At 56.1% G+C, this 22,757-nt stretch carries 18 protein-coding genes and 2 pseudogenes; 12 read left to right on the top strand and 8 right to left on the bottom strand.

Translation table 11 applies throughout. The features are described from left to right. Positions 1 to 677 precede the first annotated feature (677 nt). Complete coding sequence (locus ACYVB2_RS09930) at positions 678 to 1,772, bottom strand: hypothetical protein (RefSeq protein ID WP_382432181.1); 1,095 nt, start codon at positions 1,770 to 1,772, stop codon at positions 678 to 680. Between the two features lie 72 nt (positions 1,773 to 1,844). After that, positions 1,845 to 3,020 carry a signal recognition particle-docking protein FtsY gene (gene ftsY, locus ACYVB2_RS09935; RefSeq protein WP_382432183.1) on the bottom strand — a complete coding sequence of 392 codons (1,176 nt, stop codon included), beginning with the start codon at positions 3,018 to 3,020 and terminating at the stop codon, positions 1,845 to 1,847. A gap of 321 nt (positions 3,021 to 3,341) precedes the next feature. On the opposite strand from ftsY, the gene ACYVB2_RS09940 reads away from it, so the two are divergent. Genes ACYVB2_RS09940 through coaD form a run of 4 tightly spaced genes read left to right on the top strand, consistent with a single transcriptional unit; the run spans position 3,342 to position 7,403 of the window. Further along, positions 3,342 to 4,823: a M16 family metallopeptidase gene (locus tag ACYVB2_RS09940; RefSeq protein WP_382432184.1), complete on the top strand. Its 1,482-nt coding sequence runs from the start codon at positions 3,342 to 3,344 to the stop codon at positions 4,821 to 4,823. A 23-nt stretch (positions 4,824 to 4,846) separates the two neighbouring features. Further along, the gene (locus ACYVB2_RS09945; RefSeq protein ID WP_382432186.1) at positions 4,847 to 6,193 is read left to right on the top strand and encodes a M16 family metallopeptidase; all 1,347 of its coding nucleotides are present in this window, start codon (positions 4,847 to 4,849) and stop codon (positions 6,191 to 6,193) included. Continuing rightward, positions 6,190 to 6,879, top strand: a complete 690-nt coding sequence (gene rsmD / locus ACYVB2_RS09950) for a 16S rRNA (guanine(966)-N(2))-methyltransferase RsmD (RefSeq protein ID WP_382432188.1) — start codon at positions 6,190 to 6,192, stop codon at positions 6,877 to 6,879. The genes ACYVB2_RS09945 and rsmD overlap by 4 nt, the downstream gene beginning before the upstream one ends. A 29-nt stretch (positions 6,880 to 6,908) precedes the next feature. Continuing rightward, a complete protein-coding gene (gene coaD / locus ACYVB2_RS09955) occupies positions 6,909 to 7,403 on the top strand; it encodes a pantetheine-phosphate adenylyltransferase (protein WP_382432190.1) in 495 nt (164 codons plus the stop codon). A gap of 46 nt (positions 7,404 to 7,449) precedes the next feature. Here the strand turns inward: coaD and ACYVB2_RS09960 are convergent, their stop codons facing one another. Next, the gene (locus ACYVB2_RS09960) at positions 7,450 to 8,685 is read right to left on the bottom strand and encodes an HD domain-containing phosphohydrolase (RefSeq protein ID WP_382432192.1); all 1,236 of its coding nucleotides are present in this window, start codon (positions 8,683 to 8,685) and stop codon (positions 7,450 to 7,452) included. 591 nt (positions 8,686 to 9,276) lie between these two features. Here ACYVB2_RS09960 and ACYVB2_RS09965 point away from each other — a divergent pair. The 3 genes and pseudogenes from ACYVB2_RS09965 to ACYVB2_RS09975 all read left to right on the top strand — a co-directional run. After that, positions 9,277 to 10,575 (top strand): annotated as a pseudogene (locus ACYVB2_RS09965) (MCP four helix bundle domain-containing protein); the annotation flags it as partial. Between the two features lie 3 nt (positions 10,576 to 10,578). Then, a pseudogene (locus tag ACYVB2_RS09970) lies at positions 10,579 to 11,760 on the top strand (methyl-accepting chemotaxis protein); the annotation flags it as partial. Between the two features lie 191 nt (positions 11,761 to 11,951). Then, a complete protein-coding gene (locus ACYVB2_RS09975) occupies positions 11,952 to 12,764 on the top strand; it encodes a CheR family methyltransferase (RefSeq protein WP_382432194.1) in 813 nt (270 codons plus the stop codon). On the opposite strand, the gene ACYVB2_RS09980 is transcribed toward ACYVB2_RS09975, so the two are convergent. The 3 genes from ACYVB2_RS09980 to gpmA form a co-directional block, all read right to left on the bottom strand. Beyond that, entirely contained in the window at positions 12,746 to 13,513 is a 768-nt protein-coding gene (locus ACYVB2_RS09980) for a HesA/MoeB/ThiF family protein (protein ID WP_382432196.1), read from the bottom strand. The genes ACYVB2_RS09975 and ACYVB2_RS09980 overlap by 19 nt on opposite strands. Before the next feature lie 122 nt (positions 13,514 to 13,635). Beyond that, positions 13,636 to 15,075, bottom strand: coding sequence for a S41 family peptidase (locus tag ACYVB2_RS09985; RefSeq protein WP_382432198.1), 1,440 nt, complete (start codon positions 15,073 to 15,075; stop codon positions 13,636 to 13,638). Positions 15,076 to 15,194: 119 nt separating this feature from the next. Then, on the bottom strand, positions 15,195 to 15,938 hold the full coding sequence (gpmA, locus tag ACYVB2_RS09990) for a 2,3-diphosphoglycerate-dependent phosphoglycerate mutase (protein ID WP_382432200.1): 744 nt from the start codon (positions 15,936 to 15,938) through the stop codon (positions 15,195 to 15,197). A gap of 72 nt (positions 15,939 to 16,010) precedes the next feature. On the opposite strand from gpmA, the gene ACYVB2_RS09995 reads away from it, so the two are divergent. From ACYVB2_RS09995 to katG, 5 genes are all read left to right on the top strand, one after another. Further along, complete coding sequence (locus ACYVB2_RS09995; RefSeq protein ID WP_382432202.1) at positions 16,011 to 16,415, top strand: rhodanese-like domain-containing protein; 405 nt, start codon at positions 16,011 to 16,013, stop codon at positions 16,413 to 16,415. A 32-nt stretch (positions 16,416 to 16,447) separates the two neighbouring features. Then, positions 16,448 to 16,708: a glutaredoxin 3 gene (gene grxC, locus ACYVB2_RS10000; protein WP_382432204.1), complete on the top strand. Its 261-nt coding sequence runs from the start codon at positions 16,448 to 16,450 to the stop codon at positions 16,706 to 16,708. An 82-nt stretch (positions 16,709 to 16,790) separates the two neighbouring features. Then, the gene (gene secB, locus ACYVB2_RS10005; RefSeq protein ID WP_382432206.1) at positions 16,791 to 17,255 is read left to right on the top strand and encodes a protein-export chaperone SecB; all 465 of its coding nucleotides are present in this window, start codon (positions 16,791 to 16,793) and stop codon (positions 17,253 to 17,255) included. Positions 17,256 to 17,309: 54 nt separating this feature from the next. Continuing rightward, positions 17,310 to 18,320 carry an NAD(P)H-dependent glycerol-3-phosphate dehydrogenase gene (locus ACYVB2_RS10010; RefSeq protein WP_382432208.1) on the top strand — a complete coding sequence of 337 codons (1,011 nt, stop codon included), beginning with the start codon at positions 17,310 to 17,312 and terminating at the stop codon, positions 18,318 to 18,320. A 154-nt stretch (positions 18,321 to 18,474) separates the two neighbouring features. Then, complete coding sequence (gene katG / locus ACYVB2_RS10015) at positions 18,475 to 20,649, top strand: catalase/peroxidase HPI (RefSeq protein ID WP_382432210.1); 2,175 nt, start codon at positions 18,475 to 18,477, stop codon at positions 20,647 to 20,649. A gap of 51 nt (positions 20,650 to 20,700) precedes the next feature. Here the strand turns inward: katG and ACYVB2_RS10020 are convergent, their stop codons facing one another. Together ACYVB2_RS10020 and ACYVB2_RS10025 are read right to left on the bottom strand one after the other, a co-directional pair. Further along, positions 20,701 to 21,384: a hypothetical protein gene (locus tag ACYVB2_RS10020; protein WP_382432212.1), complete on the bottom strand. Its 684-nt coding sequence runs from the start codon at positions 21,382 to 21,384 to the stop codon at positions 20,701 to 20,703. Positions 21,385 to 21,539: 155 nt separating this feature from the next. Next, a complete protein-coding gene (locus ACYVB2_RS10025; RefSeq protein ID WP_382432214.1) occupies positions 21,540 to 22,643 on the bottom strand; it encodes a BMP family ABC transporter substrate-binding protein in 1,104 nt (367 codons plus the stop codon). Between the last annotated feature and the right edge of the window lie 114 nt (positions 22,644 to 22,757).

Here is a 22,757-nt window from a genome sequence, read left to right on the forward strand (position 1 = left end):
AAAAGGTGTTCGGCTTGCTGATCGGATGCAAGAGGTAGACGATCTCGTAGCACTTCCTAACCTAGGATGAGAATGGGCTGACGTTCCCACAACAATTCTCTGGCAGTGGGGGCGTCGAACTTATTGGGATTCACCCGTGGATTTGTAGGCACCAAATTCCACAGATCGTTGTTCTCCCACAGCGAGGACAGGATGACATGATGGACGGCAAAGCCTTCGCTCAATCACTTACCAGACTCTGCACATTCATGCCACCGAACGGCCTGGAATGCTTGGCGGGCGTGCAAGGTTGCACGTTCGGCCTCCAGCTGCATCAGTAACAGTGGAAGAACCTTTGCGCAGGAAACTCCTTGACGATAGGAAAATCTCCCTGTCGATTCTGCCCATCAAACAATGACCGAGTTCCAAATCCAGTGCCCGAGGAGGCTGAACTCCTGCCACAAGTCGGAGGACATTTGTACCCGACGGGTGGCGGTGTCGTAAGAAAACCCCGATCCACTGCTTGATGATATGTTGCGACCCCAATCAACTGTTCGAAACTCAGTGACAAAGATTACGAATAATTCAGCCTTCAATGAGACATGGGTTCGGATCAGCACGACAAATCTTGGCCTAAGTGATTGATAGTCGTGCTCAAGTGGTTCAGAGCTTAATGACGATTGACATTAACAAAAAAATCAAACGGTCAGATCAACATGTTGGACAGTACCTGTGGAGCCATCTTCTTTCAAGTACACACTGCTCGCACGCACCGTGCCCAAGCTTTGTTGCTGGCTGCCTCGTAGCTCAAATGGTGTACTGGCAGATGGCGTATAGAGAGCCCCCACCCCTGCTTCCGACAAGGTTTGCAAACGCCTGCTGCCATCGGTTTGTGGCGTCCAGACTCGCAATTGGGCAAAGCCAGGGTCGGCCTCGTCAATCCAGTTATTGCCATCACTGTCGAGCTGTGCCAGTTCTGCAAAACCTTGGCCTGTGGCCGGGCCAAACAGCTCACTCCCATCGTCAATACGGCCATTGGCATTGCGGTCTAACGCCAAATAGCCCCGGTTTCCCACCAACATAGGAAGTTGCTCAGTCATACCATCCGCGTCTAAATCGAAAGCAAAACGTTGCTCTTGCAATTGGGCTGCCGTGCCATCAAAGTTAATCACCAAGGGGTCTTGCTGTTGCACAGCTGCGCCACCACCACGCACCACCGTGCTGGATTCCACACGCAAACTCCGTTGCATTTCTAAGCGCACAGCAAACTGGATTTCTTGACCATCGCTGGTACGCACCACACCCGAGGCGGCAAAACGGGTACTTTCGGCTTCTTGATAAACATGGGTGCGTTCGTACACCCACGATGGCCCCGAAGAAGTTACTGCGGCCAGGGCTGGCGTGGCCGAATCTGCCGTGGCAAAACGAATCCGCCCCTGACCAGCAGCCGCTTGGCCCGCTGGCTGTTCAGCATCACCATACACCCGAATGGCACGGCCTGTCAGGCGCTCAAGCAACTCGCGCAGGGCAGCCAGTTGTGGTGGCAGCTGGGTATTGCGCTTGTCTTGGGCAGCAGAAGCTACGGCAGTTTCGGGCGTGGTGTCGGGTGCAGGACGGCGTGGTCGCTCCATCACCACGATCGGGGTGGCCGCCAAGCGTTCGGCAACAGCCGGCAGCTCTGTCCGGCGGGCGATGGGTGGGCCACTGCCAATGCGCAAACGTTCTGCACTGGTTTGGGATTGGCTGGCCCGGTGCTGTGCTTGCAACTGCACCTGCGAGGTCTGTATTTTCATAACCAAGTACCTCCATCAAGGATGTACTGTAGTTATCGACGCAATACAGGCTTCGCTTGAGCAAGTCTGTACTCAGGCCAACAGGGCTTGGGCAAATTCACGGGCGTTGAAGGTCTCCAAGTCCTCGAGCTTTTCACCGACACCAATAAAGTAGACCGGCACAGGGCGCTCTTGGGCAATGGCGGCCAATACGCCACCCTTGGCGGTGCCATCGAGCTTGGTGACCACCAGACCTGTGAGTTGCAACGCATCGTCAAAAGCGCGCACCTGTGCCAACGCATTTTGGCCGGTGTTGCCGTCAATCACCAACAGTACTTCGTGTGGAGCGGTGCTGTCGGCCTTGCAGACAACACGCTTGATTTTTTTTAATTCTTCCATCAGATGCAATTGCGTGGGCAAACGCCCCGCCGTATCCACCAGCACCACATCTTTGTGACGTGCTTTACCGGCCGTTACGGCATCAAAACTCACGGCAGCCGGATCGCCGCCCTCTTGGCTAACGATCTCCACCACATTGCGGTCGGCCCAGACACCCAACTGCTCACGCGCTGCAGCGCGAAAGGTGTCAGCAGCAGCCAACAACACCGAGGCACCCTCCATAGCCAAATGTTTAGTCAGTTTGCCGATAGAGGTGGTTTTGCCCGCACCATTAACCCCTGCCACCATGATGACAGTGGGCGTGTGCTCGCCAATCACCAATGGTTTTTCGAGCGGGGTGAGTAAGTCGGTAAGCGCATCGGCCAGCAATGCCTTGACGGCAGCAGGGTCGGTAGTTTTGGTTTCTTTGACGCGGCGCTTCAGGTCGTCTAGCAGCCATTGCGTGGCTTTGACGCCGGTGTCGGCCAGCAGCAGAGCTTCTTCTAGCTCTTCATACAAGGCATCGTCGATTTTGGTGCCGGTAAAAACGGTGGCAATGCTGCTGCCAGTTTTGCGCAAACCCGCCTTGAGCTTATCTATCCAGCCTTGGCGCTCCGGCTTGGCCGTGGGTTCAGGGGTCGCGGCTGGGGTGGCTACGGCCACCGACAGCATGCTGGCTTCTGGAGCCGTGTCGTCTAGGCCAACGGTTGTGCTGGTTTTGCTGGCAAACGGGTTACGCAACCAACTGCGCTTCGTGACGGCGGCCTCAGGGGGTGCAACTGCCTCAACGGCAGTAGCATCGGTTGCAGGCAAAGAAGAAGCTGGCGCAGGGGCCGCATCGGTGGTGGGCACCACAGGTGCCGGGGGCTTTTTTTTAAAGAAACTGAACATTGCGGGGTTGTTAGAGCCTGTGCGGGCGGTGATAGGACTGAACGGGAGCCAGGTCGCCGCCAAGCAATGATGCCATCGATTGTGCCGGCCTAGATGCTATCCAGAGCTTCAATAGCTTTCTATGAGATGGATAAACCTTTTTTCACAGGCGGCACAGCCTGTCCATCTGTGGTGGGTATGCACTGAAATTGGGGCATGCAGGGTGTGGCCTGCCGCATCCCCCAAGGAACTCAGCGAGAATCAAACCGTCAGAACGCAACCGAGCCTGCCAAGAGCCGAGGGCCAAGGCGCATCGGGCACCGCTGAACCAAGGAGTTTTTTGTGGCGATTTTTGTTGGGTATCGACAAGGCTGGGCATTCAAACCAGCCTTGGTGTTGTGTGGCCTGTGGGCCTGCACGGGCGCTGGTGCGCAAACGGTAGTTGCTGGCCCCCCCCTCTCTGCTGCAATAGCAGAGTCTGCCAAAACGGCCACGACGGCATCGGGCGTACAACAGTTCACGCTGCGCAACGGCATGACACTGATTGTGCAAGCAGACCGACGTGCGCCCACAGCACTGCACATGGTCTGGCTGCGTGTGGGCGCAATGGACGAAGTCGATGGCACATCGGGTGTGGCCCATGTCCTAGAACACATGATGTTCAAGGGCAGTGCCAAAGTTGCACCAGGGGATTTTTCGCGCCGCGTGGCCGCCTTGGGTGGGCAGGAAAATGCGTTCACCAGCCGCGACTACACCGGCTATTACCAACAAATCCCTTCCGACAAGTTGGCTGCCGTCATGCAACTGGAAGCCGACCGCTTTGCCCACAACCAATGGCCAGACAAAGAATTTCGCAAAGAAGTGGAGGTGGTCAAAGAGGAGCGGCGCTTGCGCACCGAAGACAAGCCCCGAGCCTTGTTGATGGAGCAGCTCTATGCCACAGCCTTCCATGCTTCACCCTACCGGCGGCCTATTATTGGTTGGATGAGCGATCTGGAATCCCTCACCGCCAATGACGTGCGCCAGTTTCATCGCCAATGGTATGTACCGGCCAATGCAGCCGTGGTGGTGGTGGGCGACGTAGACGTGCAGCAAGTGCGCCAACTGGCCGAAAAAACTTATGGCCGCATCCCACCTCGGGCTATACCAGCGCGCAAGCCACGCACCGAACCGGCACAACAAGGTCTGCGTCGCATTGAAGTCAAAGCCCCTGCCGAACAAGGCTATGTGGCACTGGGTTTCAAAGTTCCCTCACTGCGCCAGCTCCAGACCATGACCGATAGCGACCGCGATGCCCTGGCGCTGATCGTGCTGTCGGCACTGCTCAGTGGCTACGATGGGGCACGGCTAGAACGCGCCCTCAGCCAAGGGCCACAACGTGTGGCCGATGCCACCCACAGTGGCGCGGATGTCATGGGCCGTGGCCCTGGTATGTTCTTGTTGATGGGCGTCCCCAGCCAAGGCAAGAGCGCCCAGCAGGTAGAAGAGGCTTTACGGGCCGAAATCACCCGCGTCGCTCGCGATGGTGTCAACCGTGCTGAACTGGAACGTGTCAAGACACAATGGATGGCCAGCACCATCTACGAACGCGACTCACTGCAAAGCCGAGCGCAAGATTTGGGCAGTTCTTGGGTGCAAGGGCTTCCTCTGGATGCAGAAGACCAACTACTGGCCTTATTACGCACTGTCACGCCAGAGCAAGTGCAAGCAGTGGCACATCGTTATTTTGGCGATGAGCAACTGACGGTGGCTACCTTGGTTCCACAACCTTTGTCCATCCAACCCCAACGTACGCCCGGCCCGGCACTGGGCGCCCGCCATTGAACGCTGCACCCCAACTATCCACCATGCTGATCTTGAGAAAATATGTAGCCCGCGCCTGCACCATGGGCGCTGGCTTGGTCTTGTCTGCGCAGTCTGCTTGGGCACTGCTCCCAATACAACACTGGCGTGAGGCCAATGGAGCCCAAGTCTGGTTGGTCGAGAGTCCGGCCATTCCAATGGTCGATGTGCAAATCCGTTTTGATGCAGGCAGTCGCCGCGATCCTGCCACTCAGGCAGGGCTGGCCCAAGCAACGGCGGGCATGGTCAGCAAAGGCATACGGGCCGTAGGTGATGCCCCTGCCCTGGATGAAAACGCCCTGGGTGAGGCTTGGGCTGATCTGGGAGCAGGTCTGAGCATCAGCGCCAACGAAGACGCCCTCAGCTTTGCCCTGCGCTCCTTGACCCACCCCGACTTACTAGACAAGGCCGCCCATCTGGCAGCCCGCCAGTTGGCCGAACCCTCTTGGCCTGAAGACATCTGGCAACGCGAACGCCAGCGGTGGAGTGCGGCACTGCGCGAAGCCCGCACCCGACCCGCCACCATCGCCAACGAAACCTTAGAGCAAGCTGTCTACAGTAGCCACCCCTACGGCTACCGTGTCACTGATGAAACATTAGGCCATATTCAAGTGGCTGACATGGCGCAATTTCACACTCATTACGTGCAAGCTTGCCGCGCCCGCGTACACATCGTAGGGGCATTGACCAAGCCCCAAGCCCAAACATTGGTGCAAACCCTGCTGGCACGTTTGCCTACCCCAGCACAGTGCGATCCCCTGCCTGCCGTAGCAGAAGTAGCCCCATTGGCTGGCCCTTCACAGCACAACATCCCCTTTGCCTCCGCCCAAGCCCATGTGCTGATGGGCCAGCCCGGCTTTGCCCGGCGTGATCCGGACTTTCTGGCACTGCTTGTGGGCAACCATATTCTGGGCGGTGGCGGCTTTGTGTCGCGCCTGATGGAAGAAGTGCGCGAAAAACGAGGCTTAAGCTACAGCGTCTATAGCCAGTTTGCGCCCGGCCTGCACGCTGGTGCCTTTACCATAGGGCTGCAAACACGCCCAGACCAAGCCCACCAAGCTCTGGAAGTAGCACGCCAAGTGCTGGCCCGTTTTGTGGCCGAAGGCCCAACCAAAGAAGAGCTGCGTGCAGCCAAAGACAATTTGATTGGTGGATTTGCGCTGCGCATCGACAGCAACCAAAAACTATTGGCCAATGTGGTCAACATTGCCACCCATGACCTGCCCCTGAACTACTTGGAAGATTGGCGCGCACGGGTGCAAGCTATCACCATCAGCGACATTCAATCTGCCATGCAGCGCAAATTGCAACCCGAGCGCATGGCCACTGTGGTGGTAGGAGGCCAGCCATGAGCCGCCGACGCCTCACTCCAGCACAAGCCCAAGCAGCCCTGCATGCCGCCGCTCCCCCTTCCGTGCCAGTGGCCTCTATAGGCAAGACTGCTCCCACTCCGCAGCAACGCACCAAACCAGCCCCTACCGGAGCGGGTGAAGTGCGAATTATTGGAGGCCAATGGCGGCGCACTCGACTGCCTGTAGCCATCAAGCCTGGCTTGCGCCCCACGCCAGATCGGGTGCGCGAAACATTGTTCAACTGGTTGGGTCAAGACTTGAGTGGCTGGCGCTGTTTGGATGCGTTTGCTGGCACGGGCGCACTGGGGCTAGAAGCTGCTTCGCGTGGTGCTGCCTCAGTACAACTGATCGAACAAGATGCCACGCTGGTAGCGCAGCTTCAAATACTGTGCCAACGCCTGCAAGCCAGCACCGTACAGTTGCGGCGGGGCGATGGCGTGGCCCAATTGCGGCAATGTCCCCCTGCCAGCCTGGATCTGGTGCTGCTTGACCCCCCCTTTGACAGCGACTTCTTCCAGCCCGCCCTGCAAGCGGCCGTACCCGCCCTGACAGCACAGGGTTTTATTTACTTAGAAGCACCCACGGCCTGGAATGATGCGGCCCTAGCGCCACTGGGGTTGGTTCTGCACCGGCATCTGCGCGCCGGGGCAGTCCATGCGCATTTGCTGACACAACGTCAACCGTAATCCATCCACCATCACAAGAGACGCCCCCTATGGCAAACGATATCTTGGCTATCTACCCCGGCACCTTTGATCCCATCACCTTGGGCCATGAAGACATGTTGCACCGCGCTGCACGCCTGTTTAGCCGCGTCACGGTGGCGGTGGCAATTGCCCACCATAAAAAAACCCTGTTTACGCTGGACGAGCGCCTGCACATGGTGCGCGAGGCTGTGAAAGACTACCCACACATTCAGGTAGAGCCTTTTGAAGGACTCGTCACAGAATTTGCCACCGCCCGGGGAGCACAAGTGATGGTGCGCGGTCTGCGCTCAGGCACCGATTTTGATTATGAATTCCAACTGGCAGGTATGAACCGTGCCTTGCGCCCCGAGGTAGAAAGCATTTTTCTGACCCCCAGCACCCCCTATCAACATATCAGCAGCACTTTGGTGCGCGAAATTGCCATGCTCGGTGGCGATGTAACCCAGTTTGTGGCTCCAACCATCCACCAGCAACTGATGCAAAAATTACGCCCCACAACATAAGCCAGACTGCATCTGGGCTCTTGGGTCACTGCCACCACACCAGCCGTTAAAAATCGGGTGACCACAGCCGATTTTCATGCACCCGCATGAAGGCGTCGACGACCTCTGAAGAAAATTTGATGCCCCGCCCCTTCTGAATTTCATCAATAGCTGATTGAATACCGAGGGGCTTTCTATAAGGTCTGGCGGTTGCCATAGACTCAATCACATCCGCCACGGCAATAATCATGGCTTCTGTAATGATCTCATCACCTTTAAGGCCATGCGGATAACCTGAGCCATCTAAACGCTCGTGGTGCTGCATGACAATGCTGGCAATCGGCCAAGGAAAATGGATACTTTTTAATATCTCAAATCCGGCCACAGAATGCAATTTGATCAGCTCAAACTCTGGTGGGTCCAGTCGACCGGGTTTGGTCAATATCTCGGCAGGGATACGAATTTTGCCTATATCGTGTACGGAGGCGGCAATATGCAATCCCTCCAGAGAAAAGTCTGACAGCTCCAGCTCTTTGCCAATCAATACCGACAAACTAGCCACCCGCTGCTGGTGTCCAGAAGTGTAAGGGTCGCGCACCTCAATGGTGGCAGCAATGGCTGTGACCGACTCAATCAGACTGGAGTGCATTTGCTCATGGTGGGCAGAACGCTGCTTGAGCAACATTTCGCGTTCCGCACTGAGTTTGCGCTCCTCTTCTATCAACGCCTTGGATTGGCGCTCCACCTCCTCTTGCAACTGGCAGTTGAGCTGGGTCAGTTTGACCTGGGTAGAGCGGAGCAACTTGTTCTGTTCGAGTGCATTGTGGTACGTGGATAGCAGCAAATTAAGCATTTGCTGCGGGCCTGCATGAACCTGAAAACGTTTGCCATCCGAGGTGGCTTCCAATGCCAACTTTTCTTCTCGGAATGCCTGGCTTGGCCTGAGCAGTGCATCTTGGATGCGTGCCAGCAGCATGGCATTGTCAAAGGGTTTGGTAACGTAGTTATCCGCCCCAGCATTAAGCCCTTGGATGATGTCCTTGACTCCCGTCATGGCCGTGAGCAGTATCACCGGCAGCGAGCGCAAACTGGCGTCTTTGCGTATGTTCTGACACAGCTCAAAACCATCCATCACGGGCATGGTGACGTCACTGACCAGCAAATCTGGACGCTCTATCCGGGCCATCTGCAAAGCCTGAGAGCCATCATGGGCCACACTCACCTTGTAGCCTGCATCGAGCAACAAAGAGCGCAACATCTCGGCCTGTATCTTGCTGTCTTCGGCGATCAGAACACGGGGCATACAGGCTTTCTTTCCATGAGAAAAATGCAGCGCCCAGCCTCCCACTGCGCTTGCGCAGCCGTCTGTCGCCATTCATGCCAACTGGATAGATAGGAGCCCTCTCGCTCCCTGTATCCAGAGAAAATTCAAGAAGAACCCCATGCGAAGCGCCTGACACACTACTCCTGTTCTTGCACTCAGGCAAGCCGCAAGGCGGCAAAAATAGCATGAGATTCCAAACACACTCAGTTTTTCCTGAGGAAATCAGAACAACATCATCTTATTCTTATCTAATAATATGCATTTATCATGACAAATGATGAATGTCAATAAATATCTTTGTTTCAATTTGATACAATTTTTGCGCTTGATTTTAAGAAAATTCTGTGTAAAAGTTTTACCAAATTTTGGGTTATTTTTATTCCGCGAGAATACTCGTTCATCAATTCGTTCATTAGGGCATGGGCAAAGTTATTTTTTGACAAACCATAGCGGCATCGCGCAAGTCACCTCCAACGGATCTTCATGCCTTTCATCAATAACCCAACCAAAATTTCATGACAATGTTGGCGCGGGCTATTAACCCAGAAAGGCTTGACCATGTTTCAGAATATGAGGGTTGGCTACCGTCTGTCCATAGGATTTTTTCTTGTGGTACTGATGATGGTCTTCATTGCAGGCACGGGCATAATCCGCATTGGTAATTTAGACAAAGAAATCAACGAAGTCGTCAACGATCGCTTTCCCAAAACCGTACAGGCCAATGAGATCAGTGACGCTATCTACATCAATGCCAACAGTCTACGGGATGCTTATATTCATGGTGATGCAGGGCTACAAAGAGAACTCGGCATTATCCATGAGCAGCGCAAAATAGTTGCAGACCGTTTAGGAGATTTGGAAAAAACCATCCAAAGCAGTGAAGGAAAAGCAGCTCTCAAGCAACTCACTGCCCGCCGCTCTGTTTATTTGGTACAGCAAGATCGCTATCTTGATGCGCTAAAGTCTGGCAAGAGAGAAGAAGCACTGGCCCTGCTGTCTGGTGATTTGCGCACCACACAAACCCAATACATTGAATCCGTTGTTTACCTCAATAAATACCAGACAGATTTAATGCAAAAATCTGGGGAGGATGCCAATGCTTTGGCTCGTTCCTCGGAGTATTTGTTATCTGGTGTGGCAATGTTCTCCGTGCTGTGCAGCATTGTTTTTGCTTGGTGGATTACCCACAGCATCACTGGCCCCACACAGCGCCTGATCAGAAGCACCCAAAAAATGGCGGTGGGTGATTTCTCTACCGACACCGACATCCACAGCAAAGACGAACTGGGCCAGCTTGCAGACTCGATGCGCACCATGCAAGTAGCTATCCAGACGATGGTGGCCGATGCCAACACGCTTTCGCGCGCCGCCATTGAAGGCAAACTCTCTACCCGTGCAGATGCCAGCAAACACCAAGGCGATTTCCGAAAGATTGTGCAGGGCGTTAACGAAACGCTAGATGCCGTGATTGGCCCCCTCAATGTGGCTGCCAAGTATGTAGACGGTATCTCCCGTGGTGCGATACCACCCAAAATCACCGATGCTTACCACGGCGACTTCAACACCATCAAAAACAACCTCAACACCTGCATCGATGCCATCAATGCGCTGGTGGCCGATGCCAACATGCTCTCGCGGGCAGCGGTAGAAGGCAAACTGGCAACCCGCGCTGATGCCAGCCAGCACCAAGGCGATTTCCGCAAAATTGTGCAAGGTGTCAATGAAACGCTAGATGCCGTGATTGGCCCCCTCAATGTGGCCGCCAAGTATGTAGACGATATCTCGCATGGCACCATTCCAGCCCCCATCACCGCAACCTATAACGGTGACTTCAACACCATCAAAAACAACCTCAATACCTGTATCAGTGCCATCAATGCGCTGGTGGCCGATGCCAACATGCTCTCGCGGGCAGCGGTAGAAGGCAAACTGGCAACCCGCGCTGATGCCAGCCAACACCAAGGTGATTTCCGCAAGATTGTTCAGGGGGTCAATGACACCCTGGATGCAGTTATCAACCCGATCAATGAGGCCATGTCGGTGCTCTCCTCGTTTGAGCAAGGCGATCTGACACTGCGGGTCACGGGCGATTACCAAGGACGCCTGCGTGAGTTGCGTGACATGGTCAACAACTCGATCAGCAAGATCGCAAATGTGATTACAGAAGTGCTCGTGGCCGCAGAAACCATCGCCGAGGCGGCTGCACAGGTCAACAGCACCTCACAGGCGTTGTCACAAGCATCGAGTGAGCAAGCAGCCAGCGTCGAAGAGACCAGCGCATCGATGGAAGAGATGCACGCCTCCATCACCATGAATAGCGAGAATGCCAAGATTACCGACAGCATGGCTAGCCAAGCGGCCCGCCAAGCGATAGAAGGCGGCGAGTCGGTGGCAGCTACCGTAGCCGCCATGAAGCAGATCGCCAAGAAGATCAGCATCATTGACGATATTGCCTACCAAACCAATCTGCTGGCCTTGAACGCAGCCATTGAAGCGGCCAGAGCTGGACAACATGGCAAAGGATTTGCGGTGGTGGCCGCTGAAGTGCGCAAATTGGCCGAACGCTCTCAGGTTGCAGCCCAAGAAATCGCTACCGTGGCGGGCTCCAGTGTCGACTTGGCTGTCAAGGCAGGCAATCTGCTCAGTGAGATTGTGCCCAGTATCAAGAAAACATCGGATTTGGTGCAAGAGATCACTGCGGCCTCAGAGGAACAATCCTCCGGGGCCGGTCAGATCAATGCAGCCGTGATGCAATTGAGTCAAACCACCCAACAAAATGCTTCTAGCTCCGAAGAACTGGCAACCAATGCCGAAGAAATGAGCTCGCAAATCGAACAACTGCAACAAACGATAGCATTTTTCAAGATAGAGCATCATGGCCATTTTGGTAACAACAAGAAAATCCCACCTGTCAAAAGCTCTCGGTTAATGCCTAGAAAAATTGGCAATACCTTTTCTTCTAAAGACACCGAACCTTTGATTCGAGAGGTGGCCCATATAGACATTGATGAAAGTAAGTTCACCAACTTTATACGTGGACAGCAACACATCTGATAGCCATGCTCGCCTGAATCATGTTTCAGGCCCTGTTCACGCCATGAAAGGAGTTTGGATGCAGTTGCGGGATTTGCCATCCTTATTGCCCCCCCCTTGACTGAACCATCAGGAATTTTTCCTGAACTTGGTTGCAGTGCCTCCTCTATGGCTCCAGCAGAGAATTGAGGAGATCATTATGGAGTTCCATCATGTATGCGCAAACTCTGACCGATCAGGAATTTTCTAGCTATCAACGTTTCATCTTTGAGGCGGCAGGCATCATGCTATCTGCCGCCAAGAAGGCATTGGTGGTGTGCCGTCTAGCCAAACGTTTGCATTTGTACCAACTGAGTAGCTTTACCGAATATTTCAAACTGCTGACCAGCGGCAGCAACCCTGCGGAAGTGCAGGTGGCTGTGGACTTGTTGACCACCAACGAGACCTACTTTTTTCGGGAAGAAAGGCACTTTGACTTTTTGCGCGAACGGGCTCTGGCTGCCCGTGGGCGTGCATCCACCTTTCGGGTCTGGAGTGCGGCCAGCTCCAGTGGTGAGGAGGCCTACAGCATTGCCATGATTTTGGCAGACTGCCTGGGAGAAAATGCTGCTTGGGAGGTTTTCGGTTCAGATATCTCTACCCAAGTGCTGCAAAGTGCCAAACGCGGCCAGTATGCGCTGGCCCGGTCTAGGCACATCCCCGATGACTACTTGGAGCGGTTTTGTCGCATCGGCACCGATGAATACAAAGGCACTTTTCTGATCGACCGCAAGCTGCGCAACCGGGTCAGTTTTCTGCAACTTAACCTCAATGAATCGCTGCCCAACATCGGGCAGTTTGATGTGGTCTTTTTGCGCAATGTGCTGATCTACTTTAATCGAGAGACCAAGCGCAGCGTAGTGGAGCGTGTGACGTCCAAGGTCAAACCCGATGGTTATTTCTTTGTCGGACACTCCGAAAGCCTCTGTGAGGCCCGAGGCACCATGCAATTGCTGGCACCATCGGTCTACAGAAAAGCATGTTGATGATCGGTGCCACACACCCGACATTCTGGGTTGCGTGGCACTTGTAGGCTGCGCCATTGCATAGAGCGGGCATTCAACATCAGAAGTTGCCCAGCCAGTGAAGTGCCCACCCCAGACAACAACTTGATGGCCTCTGCTGCCTGCATGGCCCCAATGATGCCCACCAAAGGTGCCAATACCCCCATCGTGGCGCAGCGCAGGTCTTCAAACCCAGCATCGGGCGCAAATAGGCAGGCATAGCATGGTGATGTGGCTTGGCGGGTTTCGACCACCATCAGTTGCCCATCCCAGCGGCTGGCCGCACCAGCCACCAATGGCACTTGTTGGCGCACGCAGGCAGCATTGATCGCATGGCGGGTGGCATAGTTGTCACTGCAATCGAGCACAACATGGGCATGCTGTGCCCATTGCTGCAGCCCATCGGCATCGGCTCGGGCTTGTAGCGCAGTCACCTGTATTTCTGGATTGATTTCGCGCAAGGCCTGGGCCATTGAAAGCACCTTGGGCTGGCCCACCCTGGCAGTGGTGTGGGCTACTTGGCGTTGCAAGTTGGTCAGGTCAACGGTATCGTCATCCACCAAGGTGATGTGCCCCACTCCCGCTGAGGCCAGATAGAGCGCCACAGGCGAACCCAAGCCCCCCGCACCAATTACCAAGGCATGGGCGTCTAACAGCCGCTGCTGGCCTTCTATGCCCACATCATCGAGCAGGATATGGCGGGAATAGCGCAAAAGCTGGTCATCGGTCATGGCGAATTCATTGCAAAAGAAGACAGACACTGCCAAAGAAAAAGGCCGCTCCATTGGTATGGCAGTCGGCCCATTGGAAAATGCAAGCCCAGTGCTGCACTACGGCACAGCACCCGTGCGGCTTACGGAGTTTCTTTTTTCTCGTCCTTACGCTCGCTTTGCGTCTTGCTCACCAGTACGGGCTGGCCCTTGAGTCGGTTGAGTGCCTGTGCCAACTGGAAGTCTTTGTCGGAGCCAAACTCGGGCAGCTTGCGCTCAGCCACAGGCTTTTTGGCCTCCTCTTCCAGACGCTTGCGGGCTTCCTCGCGGGCCTGCTCGCGTGTCTCATCCTTCTTCTCTTCGCCTTGGCCGTTACCCAAGTGTTTCTCCAAATCGGCCTCACGCATACGCAAGGCGGCAAACACATCGCCTTCGGCAGTCTCGTCCAGCATCACATCTGGGACGATGCCCTTGGCTTGGATGGTTTTGCCACTGGGGGTGTAGTAGCGGGCAGTGGTCAGTTTAATGCCGGTGTCTGGGCCGAGCGGGCGCACCGTTTGTACCGAGCCCTTGCCAAAGGTCTGGCTGCCCATGACGGTGGCTCGCTTGTGGTCTTGTAGTGCCCCTGCAACAATCTCACTGGCGGACGCAGAGCCTTCATTGACCAGCACCACCAAAGGCACGGTCTTGAGGGCCACAGGCAGGCGTTTGAGTGGGTCGCCACTGCCACGGCGGGCATAGAAATCGGGCGATGCCTTGTAAGTGGCTTTGCTTTCAGCCAACTGGCCATTGGTAGAGACCACCGTCACATCTGCTGGCAAAAATGCTGCCGAAATAGCCACGGCAGCATCCAACAAGCCACCAGGGTCATTGCGCAAGTCCAACACCAAACCTTTGAGCTTGGGATCTTGTTTGTACAGCTCTTCGACCTTGCGCACAAAATCATCGACCGTGCGCTCTTGAAACTGGCTCAGGCGAATCCAACCGTAGCCCGGCTCCACCATTTTGGCCTTGACCGATTGGGTTTTGATTTCTTCACGGGTGATAGTGACCGGGAAGGTGCGCCCTTCATCTTTGCGCAGAATCATCAAAGTGACCTTGGTGCGCGGCTCGCCGCGCATCTTCTTGACGGCATCGCTCAAAGACAACCCCTTCACGGCGGTGTCGTCAATCTTGGTAATCAGGTCATTGGTCTTGATGCCCGCCCTGAAAGCGGGAGAGCCCTCAATGGGCGAGACCACTTTGATCAGGCCGTCTTCTTGGGTAATCTCAATACCCACCCCGACAAACTTGCCTGTGGTGCCCTCCCGAAATTCAGCAAACGATTTTTTATCGAAATACTGCGAATGTGGGTCTAAGCTGGAGACCATGCCGGAGATGGCATCCGTGATCAGCTTTTTGTCGTCTACCGGCTCGACATAGTCGGTCTTGACCAGACCGAAGACGGCGGACAGCTGCTGGATTTCTTCCAGCGGCAGTGGCGACATGGCGCCGCGCGCCACCGTTTGTAGCGACACCGTGGTCAGCGCCCCGGCGACCACGCCTATCGACACCCACCCTGCAATTTTGAGTTTGTGGCCCATAGAACACACCTTTACCGTTTCAATCATTCCCTTGGAGGGGCCGCACCTGCACCAGTTCCCAGTGCAGGCACTTTGCTTACATGCTTTGTGGATGGGTTGTCACTGTCAAAGCAACCGAGTTACGCCTTGCCTTGCGAAGCCACAGCAGCAGCTGCCCTGGCAGCCGCCTCCGCATCACCCAAATAGTAGTGGCGGATGGGCTTGAGGTTGTCATCGAGCTCATATACCAGCGGAATGCCGTTGGGAATGTTCAGGCCCACAATGTCTTGTTCGGAGATATTGTCCAAATACTTGACCAAAGCGCGGATCGAGTTGCCGTGGGCGGCCACCACTACCCGTTGCCCACTTTGGATGGCTGGGGCCATCACTTCATTCCAGAAAGGCAACACACGGGCCACGGTGTCTTGGAGGCATTCTGTCAGGGGCACCTGTTCGGGCGTGAGTCCTGCATAGCGACGGTCATCGCGCTGACCACGCGGATCATTGGCCTCCAGTGCCGGGGGTGGAGTGTCATAGCTGCGGCGCCAAATCAGCACCTGCTCATCACCATACTGCTGTGCCATGTCGGCTTTGTTCAAGCCTTGCAAAGCGCCATAATGGCGTTCATTCAGACGCCAGCTTTTTTGTACTGGCAACCAAGTGCAATCCATTTCGTCCAAGGCGTACCACAAGGTGTGGATGGCGCGCTTCAAGACGCTGGTGTAGGCCAGATCAAACTCATAGCCTTCGGCCTTGAGCAATTTGCCAGCCGACATGGCCTGCGAGACGCCCGTGGGGGTCAGATCGACATCAGTCCAGCCGGTAAAGCGGTTTTCCAGGTTCCAGGTGGATTCGCCGTGGCGGATCAGAACGAGTTTGTGCATGGTTTCCCTAGAGAGAACGGGTCAAAACCGCACATTCTAAAATTGCTACTGTTTGCCAACCCAAGGAATAACGTGAATTTCATCGTCGAGAACTGGTATTTGATTCTTCTGGCTGTGGTCTCTGGCGCCATGTTGCTGCTGCCTGCCCTTCAGGCAGGCGCGGGCGGCTTGAGCACCGCGGCAGCCGTGCAGCTCATCAACCGCGAAAAGGGCGTGCTGATTGATGTGTGCGGGGCCGACGAATACGCCACCGGCCATGCAGCCGGTGCCAAGAACGTGCCACTGGCCGAATTGGAAAGTCGTCTGCCCGCTGTGGTCAAAAACAAGAACGTGCCACTGGTGTTGGTTTGTGCCCGTGGCAGCCGCGCGCAACGTGCAGCCGTGGTGGCACAAAAACTGGGCTACACCAATGCCCAAGTGCTTGCAGGCGGGCTCAAAGCTTGGCAAGAAGCAGGGCTGCCAATAGACAAATCCTGAACCCTCTGCACCAGCCATTGAAAGGACAAGCCATGCAAGCTGTAAAGATGTACACAACCGCCGTCTGCCCTTATTGCATTCGTGCCAAGCAATTGCTCAAGAGCCGAGGGGTTGAGCAAATTGAAGAAATTCGTATCGATCAAGATCCGACCGCTCGCCAGCAGATGATGGAAATCACTGGTCGGCGCACAGTGCCGCAAATTTTCATTGGCAGCACCCATGTGGGTGGTTGTGACGACCTGATGGCCCTAGACAGCCAGGGCGGCCTGCTCCCCCTGTTGGGCACTGCATAATCCCCTTACCCGTGTGCCCGCTGTGGGAGCCACTCCCGCGCGGGCCTTTTCATGCTGTATGCATTCAGGAAAGACCTCTGTCATGACCGACCAAGCTGCTACCCCCGTATTCCAAATCCAACGCGTTTACCTCAAGGATGCCTCGCTGGAGCAACCTAATTCGCCTGCCATTCTGTTGGAACAAGAGCAGCCCAGTGTAGATATCCAGTTGGGTGTGGAAGCCACTCCTGTGGCCGAGGGCATTTTTGAAGTAGCCGTCACGGCCACGGTGCAAACCAAGGTCAAAGATCGCACGGTGTTTCTGGTGGAAGCCAAGCAGGCCGGTATTTTTGAAATCCGCAATATCCCCGAAGACCAAATGGGCCCCATCATGGGTATTGCCTGCCCGCAAATCGTCTATCCCTATCTGCGTGGCAATGTGGCTGACCTGATCACCCGCGCCGGATTCCCCCCGGTACATCTGGCAGAAATCAACTTCCAAGCCATGTATGAGCAGCAACAGGCCCAAGTGGAAGGCCAAGCTCCTTCTACCCTGCTGCCACAGTAATCTCCTGTCTAAGGGGCGCCTGCGGCACACCCGCCGTGGCGTCCGCCTGTTTTCATGAAAATCGTCGTCCTTGGTGCTGGCGCTTGGGGCACTGCCGTGGCCATCAGCGCCGCCCACCATCCAACAGGCCATGCTGTCACTTTGTGGACACGCGATGCCCACCAATGCGCAGAGATGCAGGCAACGCGCTGCAATGCCCGCTATCTGCCCGATGTTGCCCTACCCCACACCTTGCAAGTGGCTGCTGGGCCCGTACAAGCCCAAATAGTGGGCGCAGATCTGGTGATCGTGGCCACGCCCATGGCAGCTCTGCGCAGCCTGTTGACCCAATTGCGCCACTGTCAGGCTCCGCTGGCTTGGTTGTGCAAGGGCTTTGAGGCGGTGCCTGCTGGCTCGAGCGCGTTTGGATTACTCGCCCATGAAGTGCGGGCTGAGGTGGCCCCAGATTTGGTTGCGGGGGCACTCAGTGGCCCCAGCTTTGCCCAAGAGGTGGCCAGGGGCCAGCCCACTGCACTGGTGGCGGCAAGTGAGCATGCCCGTGTGCGTGAAGCCCTGGTGCAGGCGTTGCACAGCCCTAGCCTGCGTGTTTATGCCAACGACGACATTGTGGGCGTAGAGGTGGGTGGGGCCGTCAAAAATGTGCTGGCCATTGCCACCGGCCTGTGTGATGGCTTGGCACTCGGACTCAATGCCCGTGCTGCACTGATCACGCGGGGGTTAACCGAAATGACCCGCCTTGGTCTGGCACTGGGCGCGCGGGCTGAGACTTTCATGGGGCTGTCTGGGCTGGGCGATCTGGTTTTGACGGCCACTGGCGATCTGTCCCGCAACCGCCGGGTAGGCCAGTTGTTGGCGCAAGGGCAAAGTTTGCAGCAAGCAGTCAACTCCTTGGGCCATGTGGCTGAAGGCGTTTATAGCGCCCGCACCGTGGTGCAGCGTGCCCTGCATCTGGGGGTAGAAATGCCCATCAGTGAAGGGGTGGTGGCGCTGCTTGATGGTCAGTTACGCCCCTTGGATGCAGTCTCCATCCTGATGGAACGCGATCCCAAACAAGAGTGCGCCTAGATCGCTCGGTCATACGGCGCCAATACGCCACTCTTGCACCCTCGTTGAACTGTCCACCATTGCTGCGTGGATGCTGCTATGCTGTGTTTCAGGCTGCCGCGCTATAAGGTAGACGGGGCAACCTGATCTCACAGAGCCATTCAAGGAGACCTAGATGCAAGAAGCACAAAATGCCAACCCAGCAGGCACTTGCCCAGTGGTGCATGGCGCTAATACGGCGGCAGGCAAGTCGAACATGGACTGGTGGCCCGAGGCGTTGAACCTAGATATCCTGCACCAACACGATGCCAAAACCAACCCTCTCCAAGGCATCAACTACCGCGAAGAAGTCAAGCAACTGGATGTGGCTGCACTCAAGCAGGACTTGACGGCTCTCATGACCAGCAGCCAAAACTGGTGGCCTGCCGACTGGGGCCATTATGGTGGCTTGATGATCCGCATGGCTTGGCACTCTGCCGGAACCTACCGCATTGCCGATGGCCGTGGTGGCGCTGGCACTGGCAACCAGCGTTTTGCGCCTCTGAACTCTTGGCCCGACAACGCCAATCTTGACAAGGCCCGCCGCCTGCTCTGGCCCATCAAGAAAAAGTATGGCAACAAACTCAGTTGGGCAGACCTGATCATCTTGGCTGGTAACGTGGCCTATGAGTCGATGGGCCTCAAAACTTTTGGTTTTGCCTTTGGCCGCGAAGACATTTGGCACCCTGAAAAAGACATCTACTGGGGATCAGAGAAACAATGGCTGGCCCCCAGTGGCAGCCAAGGCAGCCGCTACTCCGGTGAACGCGACCTAGACAACCCATTGGCGGCAGTGATGATGGGGCTGATTTATGTCAATCCCGAAGGTGTGGATGGCAAACCAGACCCGCTCAAGACAGCCCATGATGTGCGCGTGACCTTTGCCCGCATGGCCATGAACGATGAGGAAACCGTGGCTCTGACTGCGGGCGGGCATACAGTAGGCAAAGCCCACGGCAATGGCAGTGCCGCCAATTTGGGGCCAGCCCCCGAGGCGGCCGATATAGCCGAGCAAGGCTTGGGCTGGAACAACCACAGCACCCGCGGCGTAGGCCGCGACACTGTAACCAGCGGTCTGGAGGGTGCCTGGACTACCCATCCCACCCAGTGGGACAACGGCTACTTTGAGTTGTTGCTCAACTACGACTGGGAACTCAAGAAAAGCCCTGCTGGCGCTTGGCAATGGGAGCCGATCAACATTCGGGAAGAAGACAAGCCAGTGGATGCGGAAGATCCGTCCATCCGCCACAACCCCATCATGACCGATGCCGACATGGCCATGAAGATGGACCCCGAATATCGCAAGATTTCGGAGCGGTTCCGCCAAGATCCGGCTTATTTCTCAGAAACCTTTGCCCGTGCTTGGTTCAAGCTCACCCACCGTGACATGGGCCCCAAGAGCCGCTACATTGGCCCCGAAGTGCCACCAGAAGACCTGATCTGGCAAGACCCCGTGCCTGCAGGGCGCAAGGACTACGATCTTGCAGCAGTCAAGGCCAAGATTGAGGCCAGTGGTCTGAGCATCAGCGAGATGGTCAGCACAGCTTGGGATAGCGCCCGTACCTTCCGCCGCTCAGACAAGCGAGGCGGTGCCAACGGTGCCCGCATTCGCCTAGCACCACAAAAAGACTGGGAAGGTAACGAACCAGCCCGTTTGTCTAAAGTTTTGGCTGTGCTGGAGGGTATTGCCACAGAAACTGGTGCCAGTCTGGCCGATGTGATCGTGCTGGCGGGTAATGTGGGCATAGAGCAAGCCGCCAAGGCTGCAGGCCATGAAGTGAGCGTGCCATTCGCCCCAGGCCGTGGCGATGCCACAGCTGCCATGACCGATGCGCAATCCTTTGATGTACTGGAGCCCGTGGCCGATGGTTTCCGCAACTGGCAAAAGAAGCACTATGTGGTCAAGCCAGAGGAGCTGCTGCTAGACAGGGCGCAACTCATGGGCCTGACAGCCCATGAAATGACCGTGCTGTTAGGGGGGCTGCGGGTGCTAGGCACCAACCACGGTGGCAGCGCCCATGGTGTGTTCACCGACCGGGTGGGTGTGCTCACCAACGACTTCTTTGTCCACCTGACCGATATGGCTTACACCTGGGTGCCCACCGGACGCAACTCGTACGACATCCGCGACCGCCAAACGGGAGCCACCCGATGGACGGCCACCCGTGTGGACTTGGTGTTTGGCTCCAACTCCATTCTGCGCTCTTACGCCGAGGTTTATGCCCAAGACGACAACCGGCAGAAATTTGTGCAGGATTTTGTTGCTGCTTGGACTAAGGTCATGAACGCCGATCGCTTTGATCTGGCTTAAAGGTCAAGGTGCTTGGGTATTGCCAATACCCAAGCGGCGAGTCTGGGAGATTTAGAACTCCCAGGCCACGCCTAGGTTGGCAATACTGCGTCCGTTGCCACGGCCTGCCGCCGCTGACAATTTGACGCCCTCGGCAATCTCATAGCGCACCCCTATCTGGCGGTCGGGTTTGCTGTGTTCTTCGCCAAAGGTCTCTAGTGTCAGTGCCCACTGGCTGCCCAAAGGCACATCCAGCCCCACGCCCCAAGTGTCTACATGCCCATCGTGGCGCGTCCAAGCCCGCCCCAAATTGACATGCAGACGAGGCCCAGCATCAAAGGCCCAGGTAGCCAAACCCGACAGTGCATGCACATGGGCAGCCTGTTCACCATCGGCCCGTTCACGGGCATATTCGTATTTCAGGCCCGCTGACAAGCCTTGCTCGGCCTGTAATGGCACCCATTTCAGGGCTGCTCCCACAGCTCGCAATGTGGTGCTGGGTGCTACTGAACGGTCGCGGGCATGTGCAAAGGCAACTTCTGCCTCCAAATTGTCTATGGGGCCAAAACCTACGGCAGCTTCCCAACCGCGTTGTCCGGCATCTTTGCTCCAGCCCATCTCGACTTTGGCACCACCACGCTCCATCGTGCCCGCATCATCTACCGCCATAGGCCGCTCTGCCCACACAGGCATAGACAACCCGACCAAGCAACTACTGAGAACGATGGTAGGCCAACGCAAACGGACAAAACGCATGACAAAAACTCCAAAATGGCAAAAAGAAAGACCCCATTGCTTTCACGGGGGCCGGATAGAGAATCAATTGAGAATTATTATCAATTTATAGCACCATCCCTGCCCCCATGCCAAGCCACTGAGCGCCACACCAAGGAGGGTGTTGGTAGCAAGCCTCAGCGCGGCAGCTGGCCTTGCACCCCCTCAACCAGCCAATGCATTTGCAAAATTTGCCCATCGGACAACGTTTGGCCGGGAGCGATCACTTCACGCCCTTGGTTGTCGCGCACAGGCTGTTTGCCAGCCCGGAATGGGTGGCGCGTGCCATCGGCCAGCTCTTTTTGCGCCGCCAGCACCTCCTGTTGCACACGCTGTGGCACCTTGGTACCAAAGTGACCAACACGGATCATGCCTTCGCGCACGCCACCCCAGACATTGCCCGCTTTCCAAGCGCCGTCCAGCACGGCCCGCACACGCCGGGTGTAGTAATCTCCCCATTGGTGGGTAACAGCCACAATTTGGGCATCTGGCCCCACTTGGCGCATGTCCGAGTGGTAGGCTACCGCCATCTTGCCACGCTCTTGGGCAGCAGCCATCACCGCGGTAGAACCCGTATGGAAAGCCAGCACATCTGCCCCTTGGTTGAACAGTGCCATCGCTGCATCACGCTCTTTGGGTGGATCAAACCAAGCATGGAGCCACACCACTTTCAGGGTGGCCTTGGGATGAACGGCCTGCATGCCCAGCGCAAACGCATTGATGCCCTGCAACACCTCCGGAATCGGAAAGCCCGCCACAAACCCAGCCGTGCCAGTGCGGCTCATGCGTCCAGCCACCATGCCTGCCAGATAGCGGCCCTCGTAATAGCGTGCATTGGCTGTGGCTACATTGGCTGCCTGCTTGTAGCCCGTGATGGATTCAAACTTCACCCCCGGAAAATCCTGTGCCACCTTGAGTGTGGGCTCCATGTAGCCAAAACTGGGGGTAAAGATGATCTGGTGCCCCTGCTGTGCCAAATCACGAATCACGCGCTCTGCATCGGCTCCTTCGGGCACGTTAGCCACAAAAGTGGTTTGCACCCGACTACCCAGTGCCGCCTCTACGGCCTTGCGGCCCTCATCGTGCTGGCGCGTCCAGCCCGCTTCGGTCACTGGGGTGACATAGACAAAACCGGCCTTGATAGCGGATGCAGGCGCTGCTTCGTCGGCAGCATGGGCAGGAAAAAAAAGGGAAGAAGATACGCAAGCAGCCACGAACGTGGCCGCGAGGTTTTTGTACATGGTGTTCCTCTACATGGCCCGGGCATCACGAAAAAACAAAAGACTGCCGGGGCAGCAGTCTTTGGCGCTATCTTAGCGAATTACTATGTGGGCGTCATCACTACACAAGGAGAC

Source organism: Giesbergeria giesbergeri (assembly GCF_054779375.1).